Below are 24,005 nucleotides of genomic sequence, written 5' to 3'. Positions count from 1 at the left end.
GCCTTTCATCTTAACGATGAAAGGTTTTTTTGTTCATATGCCTCTTTCTATTTGCATAAAGATAGAGTAGCGAGAGAAGGGAGAGTGGCATAGGTGCTAAAGGTAGCTGTATTTGATGAAGAGCATGAGAAAGATTTGCAGAGTGAAATCAATCATTTTTTAAAAGGAATGGATGACGACCAAATCATTGACATCAAGTACAATGTAGCGGTGATCTGTGAGCAGGGAGGGGAACAGCTCTACTGTTTTTCTGCACTCATTTTATATAAAAAATAGACGGCTTCAAAAAAGGACCTGCTTGAAGGGTCCTTTTTCTTTGGTTAGCTGGCGTCTCTTTCTTTCTCACAAACAGGACATGTCGTATGCTCTTTTTTGATCACGTTTAACGAAACTGGATCTGGGTTGTACTTGAACATAGGTAACGTCATATAAACCTCCATTATGTAGAAAGTGATGATTCATCACTATTTTAAAGGAATCCTCAAGCTCGCGACAATCTTAAATTGTATATATAGAAAAAAGCCGTTCGGATAAGGAACGGCTTTTTCTCGCTTGCGATTATGCTTTTTTTACTCTTGGACTTCTTGGTTTATTGACTTGATTGGTTTGTTTGATGATTCTTCGTTCATCATTTAGTGATTTATACAGCGAGACAATCATCAATATAATGACAACGGAGAACGGTAAGGCTGCGAGCTTGGCTGTATTTTGCAGGGCTTCAAGTCCCCCTGAAAATAAAAGCACAGCAGCAACAGCCGATTGGATAATGCCCCAGCTGACTTTGACACTGCCAGAAGGGTTCAATGATCCGTAGGTTGTCTGCATTCCAAGCACAAATGTAGCTGAATCAGCCGATGTAATAAAGAATACGGCGATTAAAATGAGTGCCAGTATCGATGTAATCATCGCCAGCGGATATTCATTCAGTACACCGAAGAGCATCGTTTCAGTTGAAAGACCTGCAACATCGACAATATTCTTTTGCTGTAAGTCCATTGCAGATACACCGAAAATCGAGAACCATAGGAATACTAGGATGGAAGGAGCGACTAAGACACCCACTAAAAATTCACGAATTGTCCGCCCGCGTGACACTCTAGCGATAAAGATCCCGACAAATGGAGCCCAAGAAATCCACCATGCCCAATAAAAGATCGTCCATCCATTAATCCATTCTCTCTTTTCAGGATCATTGGGAGATAGACGAAAGCTCATTTGAACGATATTGGATAAGTATTGTCCAATCGAATCAGTAAAAGAATTTAAGATAAAAACAGTTGGACCTACCAAAAGTAAGAAAAACATCAGAACAGCTGCTAATACCATATTGATATTACTTAAGTATTTAATGCCTTTTCCAATCCCGCTTAAAGCAGATGCAAGGAAAAGCACTGTCACAATGATAATAATGATCAATTGTGTGCTAAAGGCAATTGGAATATGAAAAAGGTAATTCAATCCACCATTTATTTGTGCCGCGCCTAATCCTAGGCTTGTTGCAACACCAACCACAGTTGCAAATACCGCAATACAATCGATGGTTTTACCGATCCATCCGTGAATTTTATTTCCTAAAACGGGCTGCAGCGTTGCACTGATTAAGCCAGGTGCATCTTTTCTAAATTTAAAGTAAGCAATGCAAAGTGCAACAATGGCATAAATAGCCCATGCATGAAGCCCCCAGTGGAAAAATGTATAGCGAAGGGAATCGCGGAAGGCCTGAGCTGTTTCAGTCTCCCCTGTTGGTGACTGAATAGCATAGTGGCTGATCGGTTCAGCTGCTCCGTAAAAAACAAGACCAATTCCCATACCGGCACTAAATAGCATAGCAAACCAAGAAAATAAACCAAATTCAGGCTCTTCCCCGGGTTTTCCTAGCGTAATCTTACCGATTGGGCTAAAGATAAAGAATAGACAAAAGCCGACAAGCAGTGATACCACTAACAAGTAATACCAGCCAAAGTCATTTGTAATGTATGTTTGAATTTGATCTGTGACATTTTGCAATGTGTCTGGAGAAAACGCTCCCCACATCACGGCAACAAATGTGATCGCAATCACAATCCAAAATACACTTGATACGTTTTTCACACCATCTCACTCTCCTGTTGTTCTACACGTTTAAGCAGAGGACTTCGCTTAATATCCCCTAACTCAACTTATTTCAAACAAAAAGAGGCGAGCTTCTCACTCGACCTCTACTTTACCGTAACATGTTTTGCTTTCATTTATCAACTATCGATATGGGAAGACGATTTTTCCTCAATTCGTTTACGAAGACGGTAGACATATTCTTTTAAACATACTGCGAAAATGGTAAACGCCAAAACAATGGCGACTTTTAACGGGGTAATGGACAGCTTCAAGAAAACAGCAGCTGTCAAACTGATAACGACCGCAAGAACAATCGGTAATGCACGTCTGATCATTGATCTCTCTCCTTTGCTTCTAGTGCAGCATTCATGCCGGCAAGCCTGCCTGTCACAAGTGCTGATGTGATATTGTAGCCGCCTGTGTAGCCATGGATGTCTAAAATTTCTCCGCAGAAATAAAGACCGGGCATTTTTTTAGACGCCATTTTCTTCGGTTCAATTTCCTTCACAGAAACGCCGCCTCCTGTCACAAACGCTTTGTCCAAGGATAGCGTACCATTTGCATGCACAATAAAATGTTTGCAATCATGGGCAAATGCACGCAGTTTATCCTTGGCTAGACCAGAGAATGTGTCTTGTGGATCAATCCCGTTCCGTTCTAACAGAAACAATAAATAGCGTTCTTGCATCCAAGACTTTAGGACATTTTTAATGGCTTTCTTCGGTTCATCTTTTAGGTCGCGATGAAGCTTTTGGAACAGCTCCTCGTCATTCAGCTTCGGATATAAGTCAATTTGAAGACGTACACTCGGCTGTTTTTTCAATTCCTTCACAACAAATCCACTGCATCTAAGAACAGCTGGACCTGATAAACCAAAGTGAGTAAAAATCATATCCATGACGTGTGTGACGACGGGTTTCCCTTTTTTATTTAAAACACTGACAGCCACACTTCTTAAAGAAAGACCTTGAAGCACTTTTTCTTTAATAAATCGTTCATCGGATGTGACCGGTACCTCTGTTGGGAAGAGCTCTGTAATGGTATGACCGGCTGCTTCTGCCCATGCATAGCCGTCGCCAGTAGAGCCGGTATGCGGCACACTTTTTCCGCCGACAGCAATGACGACAGACTTACTTGAAATTTTTTCATCATTATTTGTAACAATTCCAGCTGCTTGTCCGTCTTGATACAGAACTGTTTTAATTTTTTCGTTCGTTCGAATGGTGACATTGAGGGCTCGGAGCCTGTCTAGAAGGGCATCCACAACAGATTGTGCTTTGTTTGAGACAGGGAACATACGTCCATGGTCTTCTTCTTTTAGTTCAATGCCAAGGTTTTCAAAAAACGAAATAATATCCTCGTTGTTGAACTCAGAAAATGCACTATATAGAAAACGGCCGTTTCCGGGTATATGCTTGATGATTTCTTCTACTGGAAGGCGATTGGTGACGTTACAGCGTCCGCCGCCAGAAATGGCCAGCTTTCTGCCAAGTTTGTTTCCTTTGTCAATTAACAAAACAGTAGCGCCGTGCTCTGCTGATGCAATCGCGGCCATCAGCCCAGAAGGTCCGCCGCCAATGACAATGACATCATAATGTTTCATGTTACATTCCTCTTTCTACTTTCAGTCATTTTTCTATTATATCGAAGATTAGGGAAGGCTGAAATATGAATTGATTGGTTTTGTGACTTCCGTATTGGATTTGTTACCTGTGTGTTGAATTGATGTGGTAAAATAGTTAAGTTGAATATTCATTAGAAAAATGGTGGTTAAGCGCATGTCTAATAAACTGCTTCGTGGTACGTTGGTTTTAACGATAGGGACGTATCTCTCTCGTATTCTGGGTATGATTTATTTAATTCCATTTAGCGCAATGGTTGGAGCAACTGGTGGAGCGTTATTCCAATATGGATACAATCAATATACGATCTTTTTAAGTATTGCTACGCTTGGTTTTCCAACAGCGGTATCAAAATTTGTTTCCAAATATAATGCGATCGGCGATTATGAGACAACAAGAAAAATGTTCAGGGCGGGTATGTCGGTCATGCTTGTCACCGGGATTATCGCCTTTTCTATTTTATATTTGTCCGCACCGATTTTTGCCAAAATTCAGCTTGGCGGATCAAATGAAACAGGCGGTTTGACTGTCGATCAAGTAGTATATGTGATTCGAATGGTCAGCTTAGGTCTTTTGGTTGTACCGATCATGAGTCTTGTACGCGGGTTCTTCCAAGGACACTCCATGATGGGGCCGACAGCTGTTTCCCAAGTGATTGAACAGCTTGTCAGAATCATCTTCCTATTAACGGCGACGTTTATTATTTTAAAGGTGCTTGACGGCGGGCTTGTCATTGCTGTCGGATATGCAACATTTGCCGCACTGATCGGTGCATTCGGCGGTTTATTCACGCTTTATTTATATTGGCTGAAGCGGAAAGACCGACTCTTAGCTATGCAGCCGAATACAGGCTCTCACTCTGAATTATCTTATAAGCAAATGTTTACAGAGCTGTTTAGCTATGCAGCGCCGTATGTATTTGTTGGACTTGCGATTCCAATTTATTCTTATATCGATACAAACACAATTAACAGAGCCATGATTGCATCAGGACATCAGGATATTAGTACAGCGGTATTGTCCATTGTGACGTTATATTTACCGAAGCTCGTGATGATTCCTGTGTCACTTGCAACAGCGTTTGGCTTAACCTTGATTCCGACGATAACGGAATCATTTACAGCACGTAATTACAAGCTGCTCAATAGACAAATTGATCAGACGATGCAAGTCATTTTATTTTTCGTGCTGCCTGCTTCATTTGGTATCTCTGCATTGGCTGGACCGGTTTATTGGTTTTTCTATCCGTCTGTTCATCCTGAGATTGGGATCTCCATTTTGTTCTGGTATGCACCTGTTGCATTATTGTTTTCTTTATTCACCATTAATGCAGCGATTCTGCAAGGGATCAACAAACAAAAATTTGCCATCGTCAGTCTTTTGTTAGGGATCATTATTAAAACGGTTCTGAACATCCCGCTGATCAGCTGGCTGCAAGGAAATGGTTCTGTACTTGCAACAGCATTAGGCTACAGTGCGTCCATCTTGTATATGTTTATCATGATTAAACGCCATGCCGGCTATTCGTTCCGCAGAATTTTCAAACGTTTTATTCTCATTGGTATTTTAACGGCGATCATGGCTGTCGTGGCATATGTGACAAGTCAACTTGTGAGCCAAGTGATTTTTTATGAAGGCGGAATTGTACAAGCGGGTATCGTCATTTTGATTTCCATGATCACTGGCGGCGGTGTGTATATGTTCTTGTCTTATAAGGTGGGATTACTAGAGCGTGTACTTGGCAGCCGTATGCCGAAATTTTTAAGAAAAAAGAGTTAAGAAGAGGTAGATATTCATGAGGCTTGATAAATTACTTGCTAACAGCGGCTTTGGTTCAAGAAAAGATGTGAAAAAGCTTGTCAAGGCCCGGGCGGTCACAGTGAATGGAGAAGTGGCAAAGCAGGTGAAAGATCATGTTGATCCATCAAATGATGAAGTGCTCGTACACGGAGAGCGTGTAGAATATAAAGAATTCATTTACTTAATGATGAACAAGCCAGACGGGGTGATCTCAGCAACTGAAGATCTGCGGGATGAAACGGTAGTCGATTTACTTGAGCCGGAGGATATCGCAAGGGAGCCATTCCCTGTGGGGAGACTGGATAAGGATACGGTCGGTCTCCTTCTCCTCACAAATGATGGACAGCTTGCTCATCAATTACTTTCTCCAAAAAAGCATGTGCCAAAAACGTATGAGGTTCATTTGAAATATCCTTTAGGAGATCAAGACATTAAGCGTCTTGAAGAGGGCGTTGTCATCTTAGATGATTATCACACGAAGCCGGCGAAGGTGGAAGTAGATGCGAATGAAGACGAAGATACACGCATCCGTTTAACGATTACTGAAGGGAAGTACCATCAAGTGAAGCTGATGGCGCAAGCAGTGGGAAATGAAGTGATCTTTTTAAAAAGGCTCTCGATGGGGGCTGTCTCTTTAGATGAAGATCTAGCACCTGGAGAGTACCGTGAATTGACGGATGAAGAATTAGACAGCTTAATGAATCGTGAATAACATAAGAACAAAAGAAAAGAACCGGCATATCGCCGGTTCTTTTTGTTATATGGACAATTCATTATACGCTTAAGATGATATTTTTACTTTTTTTCTCGTTGTTTCCCATTTGCCTCTGCTCGGACTATGAACAAGATCGTTATAGGCAAGCACGTTTAAGTCTCTTTGAATGGTTCTAGGTGTGATCCCGAATTCATCAACCAGCTCTTGTGTCGTCACAAGACCTTTCTCTTGAATGAACATATAGACTGATTTGATTCGAGTCATCATACGGTTTGTTGAAGGTTTCAAAAAACCACTCCCTATCAATAAGATCGGATGGACTTGACTAACCACAACTTACTACACTAAAACTGCGAAATAAGGACATGCAACAATGGTAAATGTTCGTGTTTGTTAATGTTTTATTCTATTATACACGTTATTATGCATCTAGTTCCACCAAAAAGTCAACTTTACGTGTTTTTAAACTTGTCTTCATGAAATGAAATATGGTATATATCATGATTTGAATCCGGTTACAACCCAATAATGATAAGGGATGCGATTGGAGCTGACATTTTCAAATGTCCGAAAAATAAACACAGAAAATTTACAAAATAAAAAATTCAGTGAAAAGCAAAAAGACACATTCCATGTGAGGATGTGCCTTTTTTGTTTCTGTTATCCTTCTAAGAAAAAGAGCTGAATGAAAAATAAGACCGCAAAGATGAGAACAAGCACATGTACTTCTCTCCATTTCCCTTTCGCCAATTTCACAAGCGGATATGAAATAAATCCAAGTGAAATCCCTGTAGAAATACTAGAAGTCAGCGGCATCGAAAGAATGACAAGAAAAGCAGGGAATGCTTCGTCTAGTTCGTTCCAGCGAATGCGTGACACTGAGTTCATCATCAAACAGCCAACAATGATTAAAACAGGTGATGTGATGGATGGTAAAGAAGAAATCGCTTGAACGAGCGGGCCAAAAAATAATGCCACAATAAACAGTGCAGCGACCGTTAGAGACGTCAGCCCAGTTCTTCCGCCAGCAGCAACTCCTGATGATGATTCAATATAAGCAGTGGTTGGGCTTGTACCAAACATAGAACCAACCGTCGTTGCAGCCGAGTCAGCGAGCAGGGCTCTGCGCACTTTTGGCAGCTGGCCATTTTTCATTAATCCGGCTTGTTCTGCAACGCCGATCATCGTGCCTGTTGTATCAAAAATCGTCACCAGTAAGAAGGAGAAGACGACGGCATACAAATGATGAGAGAACACGTCACCAAAGGCAGAGATTGGATTTGTAATCAGCATGCCTTCAGGCAGTGCAGGGATGTCCATCAGCGTTTTAGGGAAATGAAGCTGGCCAGTTGCGAGCGCAATCAATGTGGTTGCTAACATACCGATAAACAGTGCACCATTTATTTGCAGAACCATTAAAATAACCGAAATCATTAAGCCGACAAGCGTTAAAATGACAACAGGCGAGCTTAAATTGCCAAGCTTCACAAGGTTTTCTGGATCAGCAGCGATGATCCCAGACTGACGGAGGCCGATGAACGCAATGAAAAGCCCAATTCCTGCTGTAATGCCGTACTTTAAATTATCTGGGATGGCTTGAATCAGTTGTTTTCTAAGGGATGTTAACGATAAAATAATAAAGAGTATACCAGCAACAAATACCGCACTAAACGCTGTTTGATAGCTGATGCCGCCACCGCCGACAACGGTAAAGGTGAAATAGACATTCAGCCCCATGCCTGGTGCAATGGCAATCGGATAGTTTGCAAATAGTGCCATCCAGAGCGTACCGACAACAGCAGCGATGATTGTTGCAGTAAAGACTTGGTCAAAAGGAATACCTGCTTTTGAAAGAATTCCCGGGTTGACGGCAACAATATAGACCATAGTAAAGAATGTCGTCATACCAGCGATTATTTCTTTCTTTATGTTGGTTTGATTTTCTTTTAACTGAAACATAAAATCCTCCATTTACGAACATTATTACAAAACAATTAATATAATATTCGTTTTAAGGGTGGATTGCAACCTTTTTTCAAGGAGGAATGGAAAAATGAATTGGGAAGCTGAAGTAATACGAAAAAAAGACGATTTGATCAAGGACACACAATCTTTTTTACAAATTGAAAGTGTCCTTGATGAAGAAGGCGGCAAAGAAGGGAAGCCATTTGGTGAAAAAGTCGATGATGCCCTGCAGTATATGCTGAAAAAAGGGGAAGACGAAGGCTTCACAGTCAAGAATGTCGACGGCTATGCGGGTCATATTGAATATGGGGAAGGCGATGACATTGTAGGTGTGCTTTGCCATGTGGACGTGGTGCCTGCTGGTGACGGCTGGACAACCCCGCCATTTTCAGCTGACATCAGAGAAAATAAAATCTTTGCACGCGGGGCTATTGATGACAAAGGCCCAACAATGGCGGCATTTTATGCGCTGAAGATCTTAAAAGATTCTGGTCTGCAGCTGACGAAAAGAATCCGAATGATCATTGGAACAGATGAAGAAAGTGATTGGCGCTGTGTGGATCATTATTTCAAGCATGAGCCAATGCCGCAAATTGGATTTGCACCAGATGCCGATTTTCCGATTATTCATGCGGAAAAAGGGATCATTGATGCGGTTGTGTCATTTACATATCAACAAACAGCGAATCATCCGCGCTATACGCTGAAGCAATTTACATCGGGTATGAGGCTCAATATGGTACCAGATGAGGCAGCTGCTACTATGACTGCTGCACAGGAACACGATGCTGAATCATTAAAAACAGCCTTCGAAGCCTATCTTGCTGATCATCAATTATCTGGCGAGGTAAAAAGCGCAGCAGATGGACTGCATTTTACATTAAAAGGGGTGTCCGTACATGCCATGGAGCCGGCGCATGGGACAAATGCGGGCATTCATATGGCGAATTTCTTATGCGGACACGAATTAGATGAGCAGGGACTTGCCTTTACTTCCCAAATCAACGCTTTATTTGATCAAGATACAAGAGGACAAAAGCTGGGAATTGCTTGCAAAGATGAGATTAGTGGAGATTTGACGTTGAATGTTGGGACAATCCGCTATAAACAGAATGAGGAAGCAAAGCTAGGGTTAAATGTCCGCTATCCAGTAACAGCAGACGGCAAGGACGTCAAAAAAGGAATTGAAAGCATTAAAGGGGCAGCCCTGCTAAAATTCGAAGATAGCCCTCCGCACCACGTCTCAAAAGATCATCCGCTTGTGAAAACCTTGCAGCGGGTATATGAGGAACAAACGGGAGATCCTGCAACCCTTATTGCCATTGGGGGAGGAACGTATGCAAGATCTTTAGAAGCAGGCGTTGCCTTTGGACCTTTATTTCCTGGCAGGCCAGACTGCGCCCATCAAAAGGATGAATATATTGAAATTGATGACTTACTGAGAGCAACAGCTCTTTATGCACAAGCCATGTATGAATTAGCAAAATAGAAATGGAAAAGAGAAGAGGGGATTCATAGTGAAAAAAATGTTCTTATGCTCTTCATTCAAAGACAGCTATTCTCTCTTGTGTGACTTTGCGGGTGAATCTTTAAAAGGGAAGCGCGTGACTTTCTTTCCAACGGCAAGTGCTGTAGAAGAAGTCACGCACTATGTAGAGGCAGCGAAGGAAGCCTTTCAGCAATTAGGGATGCTGCTTGAGACTGTGCAGATAGATAAACAGTCCGCTGAAGAGATCTCGCAAATGATCAAACAAAATGATGTGATCTACGTGTCAGGAGGCAACACGTTTTATTTATTGCAGGAATTAAGAAAGCATCGTCTCGATGACGTGTTGAAAGAAGAAATCAACAACGGCAAGCTGTACATCGGAGAGTCTGCTGGGAGTATTATCATGGCGCCAAGCATTGAATATATCTCTCTGATGGATGATCAAAAGAAGGCACCGGAGCTTTCATCATTTCAAGGTGTCAATGAAATAAGCTGCTATCCAGTACCTCATATGCATAATGCCTATTTAGGCGAGGCTGCGCAGCAAATCACAGAGAAGCATCAGCAGACGCTTGATTTATGTCCGCTTACTGATGAACAGGCTTTACTTATCAGAGGGGAACAGGCTGAAGTGAAATCTGTCAAAGCATCTTAACCGTGAAATGAAGAAAAAGGAACAGGGATTCATCGCCCTGTTCCTTTTTTAATCTTGAAAAACATCACTTGATAAGTATCGTTCGCCCGTATCTGCTGTCATACAGATCACAATTTGATCTGCCGGCAATTGCTTGGCTGTTTCAATGGCTGCATAGCAAGCCGCCCCAGAGGATGGGCCTACTAAAATTCCTTCAAGCTGAGCGAGCTGCCGTGTGATGTGGTACGCATCTTCGTCACTTACCTGAACGATGTCATCATAGACGTGCTCGTTTAAAATATGGGGGATAAATCCTGGGCTTGTGCCAACGAGTTTATGCTTCCCAGGTTTCCCGCCAGATAAGACAGGGGAACCCTTAGGCTCTGCCACACGGATGGTTAAATGAGGGAATGCCTTTTTTAATTCCTCTCCAGTTCCTGTAATAGTACCGCCAGTTCCAGCTGTTGCGACAAAGGCTCCAAGAGGCTGTCCAAGTTGTTTCACAGCTTCCATAATTTCGACTGCTGTTGTGCCTCTATGCGCATCTGGGTTCGCCCTGTTGTCAAATTGCATGGGAATAAAGCTGTGAGGAATTTGAGCAGCCAGTTCCTCAGCTTTTCGGATGCAGCCTGGCATTTTTTCTTCTCCTGGGGTTAAGACGACCTGAGCCCCGTATGCCTTCAAAATATTGATTCTTTCCTTTGTCATCGTATCAGGCATGACAAGAATGGCTTTATAGCCTCTTGCGGCGGCATTCATGGCTAAACCAATCCCTGTATTCCCGCTCGTAGGCTCAATAATGGTTGCTCCTTTTGTGAGTTTCCCTTGTTTTTCTGCCTCGACGATCATATTGTAAGCCGCGCGGTCTTTTACACTTCCGCTCGGATTAAATGATTCCAGCTTCAAGTAAACAGCCGCCGCATTTTCTGGCTGAAGCCGCTGTAATTTGACAAGTGGTGTATCGCCAATCAGCTCAGCTATATTTTGTGCTACTTTCATCAGATGACACCCTTTCTTCTCATTCCGCATTTCTTTAGTTATACTATCATCAATGGGGATTCGTAAAGTTTGTTAAAAAAGGACAGGTGATATTGTGTCAGAAAGCCGTCATTATTTTATAGGGATTCACATCCCTGAACAACTTGCGCATCAAATCAAACAAGACATTGATCAAAGGAGCGGACTGTTCTTTCAAAAATGGACAGCACCACATGATTATCATGTGACCCTTATCTTTTTAGGCGCCATTCCAGAAGAGCGTTTAAAAAAGATCATCCAGCTGCTTGACATTCTTTCAAATGAAGCGTCTGCATTTCCACTAGAGCTGAATGAGGTAGGGCAGTTTGGTGCGAAAGAACGCCCAAGAGTCTTTTTTGCAAAGCCTCATGAAAGTGAGCCGCTCATGCATTTAAGAGAAAAGGTAAAGGAAGCCGTTTTGTCAGCAGGACACCCTGTTGAAAAGAGACCGTTTCATCCGCATATGACGATTGCGCGCAAATGGAATGCGGATGACCCTTATGAAAAGCAAGCACCTTTACGCAAAGAGCCATATGTGATGGAGGTTTCTCGTATCACTTTATTTGAAATACGTCCGAAGGAAACCCCTCGTTATCACGCAATCAAACAATTTACACTACATAAATGATTCTAGAAGTTGGAGTGAGCAGCAGATGGCGCAAATTATCAAAATTCAAGATTATATATCACGATATGAACAAGACCCGCATCACTACATCAATCAATTCAATCGGTTGAAAAAACAAAGATGGGACGAGTTAAAAAAGGCTTCAAAAGAGGAGGCGCAGCAACCGTTTGATCAAATTCCTCAACAAGCGCCAGAACAAGAGGAAGAAAAGAGAAAGAAATTCTCCTTAAAGAGAAAGCTAAAAGAAGCCGATATGAAAAAGGAACGGGACCTGAGTCTTTTTAACGAGCCGACAGATATAGAGCAAGGGGTTTTCAGAAACGTTCCTACCGATGAAACGAAGCTGATTCACTTTTTTAAGGACCATCTCTTTGAAGTGCAATTAAAATGGGCGAGTTCGACGATTTCCCATATTTCAACCGTTTCCCATCATATTCGGTATGATGAAAAGCTGCGGATGCTTGCAAGGCAGCTTCCGGATTCTTATTTTGTGATGTACAAGCCGGTGCTGCTCATTCAAAAAGCTGAGATGGAATTATGTCCGATACTCATCACGCCGCTCGAAGTGATCTGTTTATCCTTCTTAGAGGCCGAGCCAGACAGCGTCTATATCGGAACGAAGGAACGTTTTTGGGAAAAACGGGCGACTGGGAAAGCTGTTCAGTCCGTCTTGAATCCTTGTGCAAGCCTTTTGCGATCTGGCACCGTCGTGTCAAAGATCTTACAGCAAAGTGGTGTAGACCTTCCTGTGAAAAAAATCCTCATCAGCCGAACCTCTTATATTGATTTACCTGAAGTTCCATATGGGATGGAGGTTATCGATAAGAAGAAGGCAGAAGAGTGGTTTGAAAAGCAGCGGAAAAATACGGCGCCGACAAAGCATCAGCAATTTAAGGCGACAAAGGCATTGCTTGCTTATGGTGAATCAGACAGCAAAAGAAGACAGGAATGGCTCGATTAAAGGCATGATGGAAGGTCACGAAAAATGAGACCTGAGTGGAGCTAATATATGAATGAATGGTACTTTATCGTTAATCCAGAAGCAGGACATGGAAAAGGACTCCGCACATGGAGGAGCATAGAGAAAGAATTACAAAAGGTGGAGGTCTCTTATCGATCATTTCTCACCCAGCATGAAGGCCATGCAGAAGTTTTGGCAAGACAAATCAGTGCCATGCAGGATGACAGGCTAAAACGCTTGATTGTTATTGGCGGTGACGGCACCATTCATGAAGTACTGAATGGCTTAAAGGAAATCGATCATGTGCAGCTTAGTTTTGTCCCTGCTGGTCATTGGAATGATGCTGCGAAGGGTCTCGGTATCCATCGTCATGATGTCCTAAAAGAAGTGAGAAAGCAAAAGAGAATGCTCACCAAAACATTTTCTCTCGGCTCCTTTCAAGATCATGCCGAAAGTCCGCAATCTGTTCTCTTTCTCAATCATATCGGTGCGGGGTTTGACGCACATGTACTGAGGAAAACGGTGCATTTTAGAGGGAAAAAGTGGCTGAAACGGCTGGGGCTTGGCTTTATCATCTACCCTCTGTCATTTCTCCATTCTTTATGGTCGTTTAAGCCGTTTGATCTTGCGTTATTTATTGAAAATGAGAAGAAAGTTTTTCGCCAAGTGTGGTTTGTGATCGTCTGCAATCACCCGTATTATGGGGGAGGGCTGGAAGCGGCACCGGAAGTGAGTGCGAGGCAGCCAGGTTTTCAAACGTTGGTTGTCACAGATTTGAATCCATTCAAAGTCCTCTTGTTTCTAAGCGCGATGGTGTTCCGAAAGCACCTTGGGATGAAGGGGGTTACCCTGTTTCAGCATGAGGAAGCGTTTTTAGAAGCAGATGAAAAAATCTTATTTCACGCAGATGGAGAAGTGATCGGCGCAACGCCTGTCTTTGTAAAGGCAAGTGAACGATCCTTAAAATTACGTGCTTAAATAACTTGCGGTATATCCTTAGTCAAAGAACCATGAAAAAAGCCTTCTTTTTCGTAAGGTTCTTGTCCTGATTTTTTAGTTTTGCTTGACGAGTATAAGAAGGTAACGATAAAATCTATAGGACGGCTATTGTTTAGCATCTCATTCTCAATAGCTGTCCTTTTTGTTTTTATGATCATATAAATAAAAAAAGAAACAGCCAATTGATCCTCAATCGGCTGAATTTTGTCGACTAAAAAAGCAAGATTTAAAATATTTTAAGAAATGATGGGTTGAAAATTGATATGAACTGGTTGGGACAAATATTAGGTAGCGAATGGCATATCTCTCCGGCTGGAGGCGCTACGGGAGATGCGTACTTCGCAACACACAATGACCAAAAGCTATTTTTAAAACGCAATACGTCACCGTTTCTTGCGGTTTTGTCAGCTGAAGGCATTGTGCCGAAGCTTGTCTGGACAAAACGGATGGAAAATGGAGATGTGATTACTGCACAGCACTGGCTGAGCGGCAGAGAGCTGAAGCCAAAGGACATGAATGATCGTCCTGTAGCAGAGCAGCTAAGAAAAATCCATACATCAAAAGAATTGCTCGATATGCTGAAACGATTAGAGAAGCACTCTCTAGACCCAGAATCCATTCTGATGCATCTGAAACAGTCCATATTAAACGAGCAAATTGATTCACAAGACATTTCGCGTGCCATCCAGTATTTAGAGAAGCATGTGGAGGCTGTCCATTTTGAGGACAAGGTCGTCTGTCATTGCGATCTCAATCATAATAATTGGCTGCTGACAGATGAAAACCAGCTCTATTTGATCGATTGGGATGGGGCGATGATTGCAGACCCAGCGATTGATCTTGGACCGCTTTTATACCATTATGTTGAGGAAGAGAACTGGGAAAGCTGGCTCTCTATGTACGGCGCCCCGCTGACGGACAATTTGCGAAAGCGCATGGCGTGGTACGTGCTCGCTGAAACCGTATCGTTTGTCGTTTGGCATAAACGAAAAGGGAATGAAAAGGCGCAAAAAGAAGTGCAAGCGGAGCTAAATGCACTCTTAAAACGGTTAAACATCCATTAAGACAGTGGAATGTTCTCGACCCACTCAGACAGATGTGATTGATGCTCCTCAATATGTGCATCAATTGAACTGACAGAGGTGCCCTTTTGGCTGTAATCATAAATATCTGTTAACAGCTGACGAATGTCGGCATCCAGATCTTCTTTTGCCAGCATTAATTGAATCACGCGTCCCACCTGTTCATATTCTGCAACAGTCCCGCAGCAATCCAGCTGGTGATCGGTTAAAATATCTTTGATTAATTGAAGCTGATGTTGACGGTTTAAACCCATACAAATGCTCCTTTCCTGCGTGTCATTTATGAGGTTAAACTGTGCATTCAGCGTCCAATTTATACATGCGGCAGACCAGCTCAAGCGAAGGGCTGGTCTTTTTATATGGACATAGAAGATGCTGTCTTGCGGGTCTTTATGTTTCATGGTATCTTGATAAAATGTAAAGAAAATAGAGGTGTATCAAATTGAGAATGCGACATAAACCATGGGCGGATGATTACTTAGCTGAGAATGCTCATATTGCTTTAGCAAGTCCCGAGCAATATAAAGGGAAATGGCATGAGCTGTTTGGAAATGATCATCCAATCCATATCGAAGTTGGGACAGGAAAAGGGAGCTTTATTGCTGGAATGGGCAAGCTTCATCCTGATATCAACTATATTGGCATTGAATTATTTAAAAGTGTTATTGTGACGGCAGTAGATAAAATCAAAGAGACAGATGTTGAAAATGTAAAGCTTTTGAACATCAATGCTGAGACGCTGACAGATGTGTTTGCGGAAAATGAGATTGACCGGGTGTATTTGAATTTCTCTGATCCGTGGCCAAAAGCAAGACACGAAAAGCGCAGATTGACGTTTAAAACCTTTTTAGAGCGATATGAACATATTCTTCGTCCAGGCGGTGAATTACATTTCAAAACAGATAACCGCGGGTTATTTGAATATTCCTTAAAAAGTTTTTCTGCATATGGCCTTCTTTTAACGTATGTCAGCCTAGATTTACATGAGGACGGCTTAGAAGGAAACGTGATGACTGAATATGAAGAGAAATTCTCGTCTATGGGACAACCGATCTATCGATCAGAAGTCAAATTCCCAGAATAACAAGTGATATCAAGCTGGCTGCAATAGAAAAATGGCAGTCAGCTTTTTTTATGAAAAGATTGGTGCATGCGATTTTTGGCTGTATTTGCTACGATAGAAAAAGGAGGGATGACAGCAATGGAGACAATGAAAATAGGTGAAATGGAACTGTTTTGGTTAAACGGGGGAGATACGCACATGGACGGCGGAGCGATGTTTGGTGTCGTGCCAAAGCCATTATGGTCAAAAAAATACCCGGTAAATGACCGCAATCAAATTGAATTACGATGTGATCCAATTCTCATTCGGTGGAAGGGTCTTCATCTGTTAGTGGATTCCGGCATCGGATCAGGGAAGCTGACAGATAAACAAAAACGCAATTACGGCGTGACAGAGGAAACCAAATTGGAAGAATCTCTAGCGGCGCTTGGCCTGCGCCCATCAAATATTGATTACGTATTAATGACACATCTGCACTTCGATCATGCCAGCGGATTAACAAAACGTGAAGGCGATAAGCTCGTGTCTGTTTTTCAGCAGGCAAAAATCATCACATCGAAAATCGAATGGGATGAAATGAGAGCGCCAAACATTCGCTCAAGAAATACATATTGGAAAGAAAACTGGGAGCCTGTGGCAGACCAAGTGGTCACATTTGAAGAAAGCATCGAAGTGACAGAAGGAATCGAGCTACATCATACAGGCGGCCATAGCAATGGTCATAGCATTTTAACGCTCACAAGTGAGGGCGAAACAGCGATTCATTTAGCTGATATCATGCCAACACATGCTCATAAAAATCCACTTTGGGTTTTGGCATATGATGATTACCCAATGACCTCGATTCCAGCCAAGCAAAAGTGGCAGACATTTGCAGAAGAAAAAAATGCATGGTACTTGTTTTATCATGATGCCATTTATCGTGCTGTAAAATGGGACGAAGACGGGCAGATCACACACGAAATCAAAAGAGAAACAGGAAGATAAAAGATCATCTGTATGTTTTTTTCACCTTTCACACAAAATAACGACAAAATGAACTTGTGAAAGGAAGAGTGCAGGTGAACCAATTTTATCGTGTACATGGTGATGTGATCGAAACACCATTAAGAGGAATGGAAGTCATGTCAGTCCCTTATTTAAACAAAGGGGTTGCATTTACAAAGGAAGAGCGGGAGGAGCTCGGGTTAAAGGGATTTCTTCCGCCTAAGGTCTTAACCTTAGAGGATCAGGCAAAGCGTGCATATGAACAGTTCAAGGCACAGCCTGATGAACTGGGGAAAAATGTGTATTTAACAGCGCTTCATGACAGAAATGAAGTGCTTTTTTACAAACTGCTAAATGAGCACTTGGCGGAAATGCTTCCGATTGTCTACACGCCGACTGTAGGAACGGCTATTCAGCGTTATAGCCATGAATATCGAAAGCCAAGAGGGCTGTATTTATCGATTGATGATCTGGAAGGCATGGAAGAGATTTTTGCCTCTTATGGTGTCGATGAATCAATCGACTTAATCGTTGCAACGGATGCAGAAGGCATTTTAGGCATTGGAGACTGGGGCGTTGGCGGGATTGCCATTTCAGTTGGAAAACTTGCTGTTTATACAGCTGCAGCAGGCATTGATCCCAGCCGCGTGCTGGCAGTAGTGCTTGATGCCGGAACGAACCAAGAAAGTCTCTTGAATGATCCGCTTTATGTTGGAAACCAGCACTCCCGCGTTCGAGGAGAGCGCTATGATCAGTTCATTGATCAATATGTCGAGCTTGCCCGCGCTACTTTCCCAAATGCACTCCTTCACTGGGAAGACTTTGGGACAAAGAATGCCCGTGCGATATTGGAAAAATATAAGGACCGTATTTGTACATTTAACGATGACATTCAAGGGACTGGCGCCGTTTCACTTGCTGCAGTTCTGGCATGTGCAAAAGCTTCGAAGGTTCCGCTGAAAGATCACCGTATTGTCATTTTTGGAGCGGGTACGGCAGGTATTGGCATAGCCGAGCAAATCCGTGATGCCATTGTCAGAGATGGAGTCAAAGAAGAGGAGTCCTATGATCATTTCTGGTGTATTGATAAAACGGGGCTGCTCACAGATGATTCACCTGACATTCAGCCATTTCAAAAGCCGTATGCAAGGCGCTCTGACGAAGTAAAGGATTATGCCCGTAATGGTCCAAAGCATTCGATTGATCTATTAGAGGTCGTCAAGCAGGCGAAACCAACAATCTTAATTGGCACTTCGACGGTCGGAGGAGCATTTACAGAGGAAATTGTAAAAGAAATGGCGTCACACGTGGAGCGTCCTGCGATTTTACCGATGTCGAATCCGACACCTCTTTCAGAAGCAAAGCCGCAAGATCTGATCGAGTGGACTGAAGGACGTGCCCTTGTGACAACGGGAAGTCCATTTGATCCTGTCGAATATGGCGGTGTCACATATGAAATTGGACAAGCGAATAATGCCCTTGTCTTCCCAGGCCTTGGTCTAGGCACAATTGTGTCAAAAGCACGCCTCATGACAGATAGTATGTTTGTTGCGAGTGCTGAAGCCATTGCAAGCATGGTCAATGTTGGGAAGCCGGGTGCAGCGATGCTGCCAAGTGTCGATCAGCTTCGAACCGTTTCAGCGACAGTAGCCGTCCGTGTGGCGCAGGCAGCAATTGATGAAGGAATTGCAGAAGAAACGCCTGATGATCTCATTCAGGCTGTGCAGGACGCTATGTGGCATCCTGTCTACAAAAAAATCAAAGCCATATAAAAAAAGCTTCGCAAGGACATGTCTTTGCGAAGCTTTCTTGATCAAGCAACAGAATCAATTACATCCACGATCATGCCAGTTTTGGCATCAATCATCACTTCATACTGTTCAAGCTCACCAAAGGCAGAGCGGGTAATGCCAGATTTGTATACATCAATCGTTTCGCCATTTACGGTATACGGCTCTGGTACAGTATAAATCCAAGAGCCATCAATCGGGCCGCGCTGTTTAAAAGCAGATTTCACAATTTTTAATGCTTTTTCAGATGAGATATACGTAGGGAAAAATACTTTCTTTGCAACAATTGCAGCGGCTACGCCAATACTCGCACCAATCAGAACATGTTTTAACTTCAACGTGCTGCACCTCCGTATTGCTGTTTTTTCCATTATACAAAACTTGTCCAACGATGTTAAGGAATCCGAATACTTGAAAGCATATTCAAAATTTCTGGAGAGATACTTGGAAAACCGAAAGAATTCTTATAGTATAAAGTGAGTGTTATTTTTATAGGAATATATATGGTCATTACATAGAAACGAGGTAAACTGTAGAATGAACGAAGAAACATTGTCGCTTTTCCGAAATTTAACAGAATTACAGGGAACTCCAGGAAATGAGCACCATGTGCGTGCTTTTATGAAAAAGGAACTTGAAAAATATTCTGATGAACTCATTCAAGACCGTCTTGGCGGAGTGTTTGGCGTACGCAAGGGACCGGAAAACGCACCTAAAATTATGGTAGCGGGTCATATGGATGAAGTCGGATTCATGGTCTCATCGATTACGAAAAACGGGATGATTCGTTTTCAAACACTTGGCGGCTGGTGGAGTCAAGTCATGCTGGCGCAGCGTGTGGACGTCCATACCGATCACGGGCCAATTCCTGGTGTCGTCTCTAGTACACCTCCTCACCTTCTCACGCCAGAACAAAAAAGCAAACCTGTGAAGCCGTCAGATATGCTTATTGATATTGGTGCAGACAGTGAAGAAGAGGCAAAAGAGCTTGGCGTTCGTCCAGGACAGCAAATTGTTCCTGCAACGGTTTTTACCCCAATGGCGAATCCAAAAAAGATTTTAGCGAAGGCTTGGGATAACCGCTATGGCTGCGGCCTTGCAATTGAATTATTAAAAGAATTAAAAGACGAATCACTTTCATGTCAGCTGTACTCAGGAGCAACTGTTCAAGAGGAAGTAGGGCTTAGAGGAGCTGAGGTAGCTGCGAATATGATTCAGCCAGATCTTTTCTTCGCTTTAGATGCGAGTCCTGCAAACGATGTGACAGGTGACAAAACACAGTTCGGCCAGCTTGGAAAAGGTGCACTTCTGCGTATTTTTGATCGGACAATGATTACGCACCGCGGAATGAGAGACTTTGTGCTTGATACTGCTGAGACAAACAACATTCCATATCAATATTTCGTATCACCGGGTGGTACGGACGCTGGACGTGTTCATATTTCAAACCAAGGTGTGCCTTCTGCTGTGATTGGAGTTTGTGCACGCTACATTCATACAAGTCATTCTGTTTTGCATGTGGATGATTACGCAGCGGCAAAAGAGTTAATTGTCCGCCTTGTCAAAAATTGTAATCAAAGCACAGTGGATTCTATTTATCAACAGGTATAAATGTGATAGAAAAAGGCTGCCTCTTCAATGAGAGCAGCCTTCTTTATTATTGCTGTTCAAATACATAAGATAACGCCTTGATCGCTTGGTTTACGGTTTCCACAGTGATATTTGCTTTGTTTGAGAGTTCCTTTAACGGATGGTGCAGCTCTTTTGGACGGATTAAAATAAGAGGTTTACCTTTTGCAATCGCAGCAGATGCATCCATGGCTGTGTTCCACTGCTTATATTTCTCACCAAAGCGCGCAATGACGACATCTGCTTTGTTTAATAAAATTTCAGTGCGGAAATTGTTCAAATCAGAAGCTGCATCATCTTTGAAAATGGCATCCGGCTGCTCACCTAAAATATCCTCACCGATGTTATCTGAGCGGTCATGATTTTCCATTGGACCGACAAATGTCACCGGCAGCTTCAAAGATTGGCTTTTCTCCTTGATTTCATCACGCCACTGACTATGAATTTCTCCAGCTAAATAGACAGTTAATTGCATAACGATCTCCTCCTTTTGTACAAACTTAGTAAAGGTTTGTCCTGTTTCACTTCATGTTACACAAGAAGTGCTTGATAAAGCAAAAAAAATATGATTATGATATTCATGGTAGAGACTATTTTTCATCGCAAGAATACTACATATAATGGGAAGGACAGGCCTCTTCGTCTTTCCTATGAGAAAGCAGGAAGACGACGTTGATGACTTATTTAAAAAGAAAGGGGATCTCCCTTTCGCCAAAGGTGTATTTCATTGATGCACTTTCTTATATGGCTTTAGGTCTATTTGCTACATTAGTGGTAGGTCTGATTTTAAAAACAGCAGGCGGTCTGTTATCACTTCCACTCATCATTAAAATGGGAACCCTTGCCATGGGGCTCATGGGACCGGCGATCGGCGTAGCGGTTGCGTACCGTTTACATGCATCTCCTTTGATCATTTTTGCAAGTGTTGTCTCAGGCGCTGCAGGAGCAGAGCTTGGGGGGCCTGCTGGAAGCTTTGCCGCAGCATTAATTGGTGTGGAACTAGGCAAGCTGGTCAGTGGTGAGACAAAAATTGATATTATTTTAACGCCGCTTGTCACCATTATCACTGGCTTTTTCACCGCTGCCCTAATCGGACCTGGAATTGAAGCCATGATGACAGGGCTCGGCAGGCTCATCATGTGGGGGACAGATCAAAGCCCGATGATCATGGGCATGCTGGTAGCGACCATTGTTGGACTTGCTCTCAGTTCTCCGATCTCAAGTGCTGCACTTGCGCTCATGCTTGACTTAAGCGGGTCAGCTGCTGGTGCTGCAACGATTGGCTGCTGTGCTCAAATGGTCGGCTTTGCCGCTGCAGGCTTTAGAGAAAATCGCTTTGGCGGTCTTGCGGCTGTCGGCATTGGAACGTCAAAGTTGCAGCTTTCGAACATTGTGAAAAACCCCCTCATCCTGATTCCGCCGACAATTGCTGGTCTGATTCTCGCGCCAATTGGTATTATTGGCTTTGGGATGGTCAATAATGCGGCAGGAGCGGGAATGGGAACGAGCGGGCTTGTTGGACAACTCATGACGCTGACCGTCATGGGGTTTCATCCATCTGTATTTCTGGCGATCGCTCTCTTGCATATCGTTGGCCCGGCAGTGATTAGTTTGGTAGTATCAGAATGGATGAGAAAGAAAGGCTATATACAATTCGGAGATTTAACCATACAAACTGGAGGAATGAAACATGAAAAAAATTGAATCAAACGAAGAATTACAAAAAGTGATTCAAGAAGACTTAACCGTATTGCTATTTTCGGCTGACTGGTGCCCGGACTGCACATTTATTGAGCCATTCTTGCCAGAGCTTGAAGCAAACTACCCAGAATTTGAGTACTTCTATGTCGATAGAGACAAGTTCATTGACACTTGTGCAGAGTGGGAAATTTACGGTATTCCAAGCTTTTTAGTCTTTAAAAACGGACAAGAGATTAACCGCTTTGTCAGCAAAGATCGTAAGACAAAGGAAGAGATTGAAGCATTTTTAACAGATTCTCTTTCTAAATAACGAAAGGAGAGTCTAAAACGATGGCAAAAATGACATCAAGACAGCTTGCGAATGAACTCAAAAGCCGTCTGACGAACGACAGCTGGTCACACGAGTTTGACCGGGAAAAAGATACGCTTCGTATTGAAGATAAACAAACAGGCAAAGGCATCACACTAGAGCTCCCGCCAATTGTTGCAAAGTGGGAAGTAAAGCCTGATGAAACCATCGATGAGATCGTCTATTATGTGAAAGAAGCGCTGAGTGCCATGAAAGGCGAAGCGCAGCACATCTCAGGAAAAGAAAAGCAGATCTATCCGGTCATTCGTTCCACTTCCTTTCCTGAGGCATCAAGTGATGGGATTCCGCTTGTGTTTGATGAGCATACAGCAGAAACGAGAATCTACTATGCGCTTGACCTTGGAAGCACCTACCGATTAATTGATGAAAAGATGCTTCAAAAGGAAAACTGGACAAAAGAGCGAATCAGAGAAACTGCAAGCTTCAACGTCCGTTCGCTAGAAACAGTAGTGAAAATGGATGAAGTGGCAGGCAACCGGTTTTATTTCTTCCGTGCAAATGACGGGTATGACGCCAGCAGACTTTTAAATGAATCGTTATTACAAGAATACGCGCAAAAAATAGAAGGGCAGATGGCAATTTCTGTTCCCCATCAAGATGTATTCATCATTGCAGATGTTCGCAATGATTCAGGCTATGATATTTTAGGACAGATGTCGATGAGCTTCTTCGCCAGCGGCACGGTTCCGATTACCGCATTGTCATTTTTATATGACGAGGGTAAGCTTGAACCGATCTTTATACTTGCAAAAAGCAGACCAAAACAGCAGTAGAAGGGAATTTTGAAGAATGAACGTTTTTTATAATGCAGAAGGTGTAGGCGACACACTCCTTATTTCATTGAAAGATGTGACGAGAGAAGAAGTAGGTCATGAGACGTTTGGAGATGTTGTACGAATCTTCAATCAAGAAACAAAAGAAACAACAGGCTTTAATATCTTCAATGCGTCCACTTACATGAAAATTGAAGAAAACGGATCTGTTCCGCTTTCTGAAACCATTGTTCAAGATATCAATGAAATTTTAAACCGTAACGGTGTCAGTGAAACGTTGACTGTGGATCTATCACCGAAATTTGTTGTCGGCTATGTAAAGGAAAAAGAAAAGCATCCGAATGCAGATAAATTAAACATTTGCCAAGTTGATGTGGGCGATGAAACCTTACAAATCGTGTGCGGTGCACCAAACGTTGACCAAGGCCAATATGTTGTGGTGGCGAAGGTCGGTGCAGTGATGCCAAGCGGTATGGTCATCAAAGATGCTGAGCTAAGAGGCGTTCCATCAAGCGGTATGATTTGTTCTGCAAAAGAGTTAGATCTTCCAGACGCACCTGCTGAAAAAGGGATTCTTGTTTTAGATGGAAGCCATCAAGCTGGCGAACCCTTTAAAGCGTAACCTCCCATAAACGGGCACATAGGAGCGAAGAATGTGTTATACCAAAAGTCACTAAGTACGTACT

Annotated in this window: 27 protein-coding genes; 17 read left to right on the top strand and 10 right to left on the bottom strand. The window is 42.8% G+C overall.

Annotated elements, in window-relative coordinates; genetic code table 11:
- Nucleotides 1-93: 93 nt before the first annotated feature.
- Nucleotides 94-276 (top strand): sporulation protein Cse60, encoded by a 183-nt coding sequence (locus tag NSQ25_RS13630; protein ID WP_024424881.1) that lies wholly within the window; start codon nucleotides 94-96, stop codon nucleotides 274-276.
- Between the two features lie 44 nt (nucleotides 277-320).
- Here NSQ25_RS13630 and NSQ25_RS13625 read toward each other — a convergent pair whose 3' ends face one another.
- The 4 genes from NSQ25_RS13625 to NSQ25_RS13610 form a co-directional block, all read right to left on the bottom strand.
- Nucleotides 321-428: a CbrC family protein gene (locus NSQ25_RS13625; protein ID WP_231122773.1), complete on the bottom strand. Its 108-nt coding sequence runs from the start codon at nucleotides 426-428 to the stop codon at nucleotides 321-323.
- Nucleotides 429-558: 130 nt separating this feature from the next.
- Nucleotides 559-2,091 (bottom strand): BCCT family transporter, encoded by a 1,533-nt coding sequence (locus tag NSQ25_RS13620; RefSeq protein ID WP_034279475.1) that lies wholly within the window; start codon nucleotides 2,089-2,091, stop codon nucleotides 559-561.
- Nucleotides 2,092-2,231: 140 nt separating this feature from the next.
- Nucleotides 2,232-2,429 (bottom strand): hypothetical protein, encoded by a 198-nt coding sequence (locus NSQ25_RS13615; protein ID WP_024424878.1) that lies wholly within the window; start codon nucleotides 2,427-2,429, stop codon nucleotides 2,232-2,234.
- Entirely contained in the window at nucleotides 2,426-3,697 is a 1,272-nt protein-coding gene (locus tag NSQ25_RS13610) for an NAD(P)/FAD-dependent oxidoreductase (RefSeq protein WP_034279477.1), read from the bottom strand. Before NSQ25_RS13610 ends, NSQ25_RS13615 begins: the two co-directional genes overlap by 4 nt.
- 175 nt (nucleotides 3,698-3,872) lie before the next feature.
- Between NSQ25_RS13610 and NSQ25_RS13605 the strand changes: the two genes are divergently transcribed.
- On the top strand, nucleotides 3,873-5,495 hold the full coding sequence (locus NSQ25_RS13605) for a polysaccharide biosynthesis protein (RefSeq protein ID WP_326136140.1): 1,623 nt from the start codon (nucleotides 3,873-3,875) through the stop codon (nucleotides 5,493-5,495).
- Nucleotides 5,496-5,511: 16 nt separating this feature from the next.
- Entirely contained in the window at nucleotides 5,512-6,228 is a 717-nt protein-coding gene (locus NSQ25_RS13600) for a pseudouridine synthase (RefSeq protein ID WP_046312109.1), read from the top strand.
- Between the two features lie 69 nt (nucleotides 6,229-6,297).
- On the opposite strand, the gene NSQ25_RS13595 is transcribed toward NSQ25_RS13600, so the two are convergent.
- Together NSQ25_RS13595 and NSQ25_RS13590 are read right to left on the bottom strand one after the other, a co-directional pair.
- Nucleotides 6,298-6,519: a DeoR family transcriptional regulator gene (locus tag NSQ25_RS13595; RefSeq protein WP_008356419.1), complete on the bottom strand. Its 222-nt coding sequence runs from the start codon at nucleotides 6,517-6,519 to the stop codon at nucleotides 6,298-6,300.
- Between the two features lie 372 nt (nucleotides 6,520-6,891).
- Nucleotides 6,892-8,190 carry an NCS2 family permease gene (locus tag NSQ25_RS13590; RefSeq protein ID WP_034279487.1) on the bottom strand — a complete coding sequence of 433 codons (1,299 nt, stop codon included), beginning with the start codon at nucleotides 8,188-8,190 and terminating at the stop codon, nucleotides 6,892-6,894.
- 94 nt (nucleotides 8,191-8,284) lie between these two features.
- Between NSQ25_RS13590 and pepV the strand changes: the two genes are divergently transcribed.
- Together pepV and NSQ25_RS13580 are read left to right on the top strand one after the other, a co-directional pair.
- The gene (gene pepV, locus NSQ25_RS13585) at nucleotides 8,285-9,685 is read left to right on the top strand and encodes a dipeptidase PepV (RefSeq protein WP_326136141.1); all 1,401 of its coding nucleotides are present in this window, start codon (nucleotides 8,285-8,287) and stop codon (nucleotides 9,683-9,685) included.
- A gap of 28 nt (nucleotides 9,686-9,713) precedes the next feature.
- On the top strand, nucleotides 9,714-10,340 hold the full coding sequence (locus NSQ25_RS13580) for a Type 1 glutamine amidotransferase-like domain-containing protein (protein ID WP_326136142.1): 627 nt from the start codon (nucleotides 9,714-9,716) through the stop codon (nucleotides 10,338-10,340).
- A 48-nt stretch (nucleotides 10,341-10,388) separates the two neighbouring features.
- On the opposite strand, the gene cysK is transcribed toward NSQ25_RS13580, so the two are convergent.
- Complete coding sequence (gene cysK, locus NSQ25_RS13575) at nucleotides 10,389-11,321, bottom strand: cysteine synthase A (RefSeq protein WP_183002042.1); 933 nt, start codon at nucleotides 11,319-11,321, stop codon at nucleotides 10,389-10,391.
- Nucleotides 11,322-11,412: 91 nt separating this feature from the next.
- Here cysK and thpR point away from each other — a divergent pair, with 91 nt between their 5' ends.
- The 4 genes from thpR (at nucleotide 11,413) to NSQ25_RS13555 (ending at nucleotide 14,988) form a co-directional block, all read left to right on the top strand.
- Nucleotides 11,413-11,964 (top strand): RNA 2',3'-cyclic phosphodiesterase, encoded by a 552-nt coding sequence (gene thpR, locus NSQ25_RS13570; protein WP_034279495.1) that lies wholly within the window; start codon nucleotides 11,413-11,415, stop codon nucleotides 11,962-11,964.
- Nucleotides 11,965-11,989: 25 nt separating this feature from the next.
- A complete protein-coding gene (locus NSQ25_RS13565) occupies nucleotides 11,990-12,925 on the top strand; it encodes a hypothetical protein (RefSeq protein WP_326136143.1) in 936 nt (311 codons plus the stop codon).
- Nucleotides 12,926-12,973: 48 nt separating this feature from the next.
- Nucleotides 12,974-13,903 (top strand): YegS/Rv2252/BmrU family lipid kinase, encoded by a 930-nt coding sequence (locus NSQ25_RS13560; RefSeq protein ID WP_034279500.1) that lies wholly within the window; start codon nucleotides 12,974-12,976, stop codon nucleotides 13,901-13,903.
- Between the two features lie 284 nt (nucleotides 13,904-14,187).
- Complete coding sequence (locus NSQ25_RS13555; RefSeq protein WP_024424868.1) at nucleotides 14,188-14,988, top strand: phosphotransferase family protein; 801 nt, start codon at nucleotides 14,188-14,190, stop codon at nucleotides 14,986-14,988.
- Here NSQ25_RS13555 and NSQ25_RS13550 read toward each other — a convergent pair.
- Complete coding sequence (locus NSQ25_RS13550; RefSeq protein WP_024424867.1) at nucleotides 14,985-15,260, bottom strand: YtzH-like family protein; 276 nt, start codon at nucleotides 15,258-15,260, stop codon at nucleotides 14,985-14,987. The genes NSQ25_RS13555 and NSQ25_RS13550 overlap by 4 nt on opposite strands.
- A 188-nt stretch (nucleotides 15,261-15,448) precedes the next feature.
- Here NSQ25_RS13550 and trmB point away from each other — a divergent pair, with 188 nt between their 5' ends.
- The 3 genes from trmB to NSQ25_RS13535 all read left to right on the top strand — a co-directional run bounded on the left by trmB (nucleotide 15,449) and on the right by NSQ25_RS13535 (nucleotide 18,828).
- On the top strand, nucleotides 15,449-16,090 hold the full coding sequence (gene trmB / locus NSQ25_RS13545; RefSeq protein ID WP_024424866.1) for a tRNA (guanosine(46)-N7)-methyltransferase TrmB: 642 nt from the start codon (nucleotides 15,449-15,451) through the stop codon (nucleotides 16,088-16,090).
- A 117-nt stretch (nucleotides 16,091-16,207) separates the two neighbouring features.
- A complete protein-coding gene (locus tag NSQ25_RS13540) occupies nucleotides 16,208-17,056 on the top strand; it encodes an MBL fold metallo-hydrolase (RefSeq protein WP_326136144.1) in 849 nt (282 codons plus the stop codon).
- A 74-nt stretch (nucleotides 17,057-17,130) separates the two neighbouring features.
- Nucleotides 17,131-18,828, top strand: coding sequence for an NAD-dependent malic enzyme (locus NSQ25_RS13535; RefSeq protein ID WP_081338903.1), 1,698 nt, complete (start codon nucleotides 17,131-17,133; stop codon nucleotides 18,826-18,828).
- Nucleotides 18,829-18,869: 41 nt separating this feature from the next.
- Here the strand turns inward: NSQ25_RS13535 and NSQ25_RS13530 are convergent, their stop codons facing one another.
- Nucleotides 18,870-19,184: a PepSY domain-containing protein gene (locus tag NSQ25_RS13530; RefSeq protein WP_003217759.1), complete on the bottom strand. Its 315-nt coding sequence runs from the start codon at nucleotides 19,182-19,184 to the stop codon at nucleotides 18,870-18,872.
- 199 nt (nucleotides 19,185-19,383) lie between these two features.
- Here NSQ25_RS13530 and NSQ25_RS13525 point away from each other — a divergent pair, with 199 nt between their 5' ends.
- Nucleotides 19,384-20,457 carry a M42 family metallopeptidase gene (locus NSQ25_RS13525; RefSeq protein WP_065214509.1) on the top strand — a complete coding sequence of 358 codons (1,074 nt, stop codon included), beginning with the start codon at nucleotides 19,384-19,386 and terminating at the stop codon, nucleotides 20,455-20,457.
- A gap of 46 nt (nucleotides 20,458-20,503) precedes the next feature.
- On the opposite strand, the gene NSQ25_RS13520 is transcribed toward NSQ25_RS13525, so the two are convergent.
- Nucleotides 20,504-20,950, bottom strand: coding sequence for a YtoQ family protein (locus NSQ25_RS13520; protein ID WP_065214510.1), 447 nt, complete (start codon nucleotides 20,948-20,950; stop codon nucleotides 20,504-20,506).
- 200 nt (nucleotides 20,951-21,150) lie between these two features.
- Between NSQ25_RS13520 and NSQ25_RS13515 the strand changes: the two genes are divergently transcribed.
- From NSQ25_RS13515 to ytpR, 4 genes are read left to right on the top strand one after another with little or no spacing between them, the layout of a single operon-like run.
- Nucleotides 21,151-22,179 carry a PTS sugar transporter subunit IIC gene (locus tag NSQ25_RS13515; RefSeq protein WP_326136145.1) on the top strand — a complete coding sequence of 343 codons (1,029 nt, stop codon included), beginning with the start codon at nucleotides 21,151-21,153 and terminating at the stop codon, nucleotides 22,177-22,179.
- Nucleotides 22,166-22,486, top strand: coding sequence for a thioredoxin family protein (locus NSQ25_RS13510; RefSeq protein WP_024424860.1), 321 nt, complete (start codon nucleotides 22,166-22,168; stop codon nucleotides 22,484-22,486). Before NSQ25_RS13515 ends, NSQ25_RS13510 begins: the two co-directional genes overlap by 14 nt.
- A gap of 20 nt (nucleotides 22,487-22,506) precedes the next feature.
- Nucleotides 22,507-23,319 (top strand): DUF1444 domain-containing protein, encoded by an 813-nt coding sequence (locus NSQ25_RS13505; RefSeq protein ID WP_326136146.1) that lies wholly within the window; start codon nucleotides 22,507-22,509, stop codon nucleotides 23,317-23,319.
- 16 nt (nucleotides 23,320-23,335) lie between these two features.
- Nucleotides 23,336-23,941, top strand: coding sequence for a YtpR family tRNA-binding protein (gene ytpR, locus NSQ25_RS13500; RefSeq protein WP_024424858.1), 606 nt, complete (start codon nucleotides 23,336-23,338; stop codon nucleotides 23,939-23,941).
- Nucleotides 23,942-24,005: the final 64 nt, after the last annotated feature.

It is taken from the genome of Bacillus sp. FSL R5-0512, assembly GCF_038593295.1.
GTDB lineage: Bacteria > Bacillota > Bacilli > Bacillales > Bacillaceae > Bacillus > Bacillus safensis.
Note: the sequence above shows the minus strand (reverse complement) of the source record. Positions and strands in the feature narration are given on the sequence as shown.

Bases quoted from the DNA above. Each gene is read 5' to 3' on its own strand.
- pepV (WP_326136141.1), top strand. From the start codon at position 8,285: ATGAATTGGGAAGCTGAAGTAATACGAAAAAAAGACGATTTGATCAAG.
- NSQ25_RS13540 (WP_326136144.1), top strand. From the start codon at position 16,208: ATGGAGACAATGAAAATAGGTGAAATGGAACTGTTTTGGTTAAACGGG.
- NSQ25_RS13605 (WP_326136140.1), top strand. From the start codon at position 3,873: ATGTCTAATAAACTGCTTCGTGGTACGTTGGTTTTAACGATAGGGACG.
- NSQ25_RS13590 (WP_034279487.1), bottom strand. From the start codon at position 8,190: ATGTTTCAGTTAAAAGAAAATCAAACCAACATAAAGAAAGAAATAATC.
- ytpR (WP_024424858.1), top strand. From the start codon at position 23,336: ATGAACGTTTTTTATAATGCAGAAGGTGTAGGCGACACACTCCTTATT.
- NSQ25_RS13615 (WP_024424878.1), bottom strand. From the start codon at position 2,429: ATGATCAGACGTGCATTACCGATTGTTCTTGCGGTCGTTATCAGTTTG.
- NSQ25_RS13565 (WP_326136143.1), top strand. From the start codon at position 11,990: ATGGCGCAAATTATCAAAATTCAAGATTATATATCACGATATGAACAA.
- NSQ25_RS13625 (WP_231122773.1), bottom strand. From the start codon at position 428: ATGACGTTACCTATGTTCAAGTACAACCCAGATCCAGTTTCGTTAAAC.
- NSQ25_RS13515 (WP_326136145.1), top strand. From the start codon at position 21,151: ATGACTTATTTAAAAAGAAAGGGGATCTCCCTTTCGCCAAAGGTGTAT.
- NSQ25_RS13610 (WP_034279477.1), bottom strand. From the start codon at position 3,697: ATGAAACATTATGATGTCATTGTCATTGGCGGCGGACCTTCTGGGCTG.
- NSQ25_RS13525 (WP_065214509.1), top strand. From the start codon at position 19,384: ATGAACGAAGAAACATTGTCGCTTTTCCGAAATTTAACAGAATTACAG.
- NSQ25_RS13505 (WP_326136146.1), top strand. From the start codon at position 22,507: ATGGCAAAAATGACATCAAGACAGCTTGCGAATGAACTCAAAAGCCGT.
- NSQ25_RS13510 (WP_024424860.1), top strand. From the start codon at position 22,166: ATGAAAAAAATTGAATCAAACGAAGAATTACAAAAAGTGATTCAAGAA.
- NSQ25_RS13560 (WP_034279500.1), top strand. From the start codon at position 12,974: ATGAATGAATGGTACTTTATCGTTAATCCAGAAGCAGGACATGGAAAA.
- NSQ25_RS13550 (WP_024424867.1), bottom strand. From the start codon at position 15,260: ATGGGTTTAAACCGTCAACATCAGCTTCAATTAATCAAAGATATTTTA.
- NSQ25_RS13555 (WP_024424868.1), top strand. From the start codon at position 14,188: ATGAACTGGTTGGGACAAATATTAGGTAGCGAATGGCATATCTCTCCG.
- NSQ25_RS13520 (WP_065214510.1), bottom strand. From the start codon at position 20,950: ATGCAATTAACTGTCTATTTAGCTGGAGAAATTCATAGTCAGTGGCGT.
- NSQ25_RS13600 (WP_046312109.1), top strand. From the start codon at position 5,512: ATGAGGCTTGATAAATTACTTGCTAACAGCGGCTTTGGTTCAAGAAAA.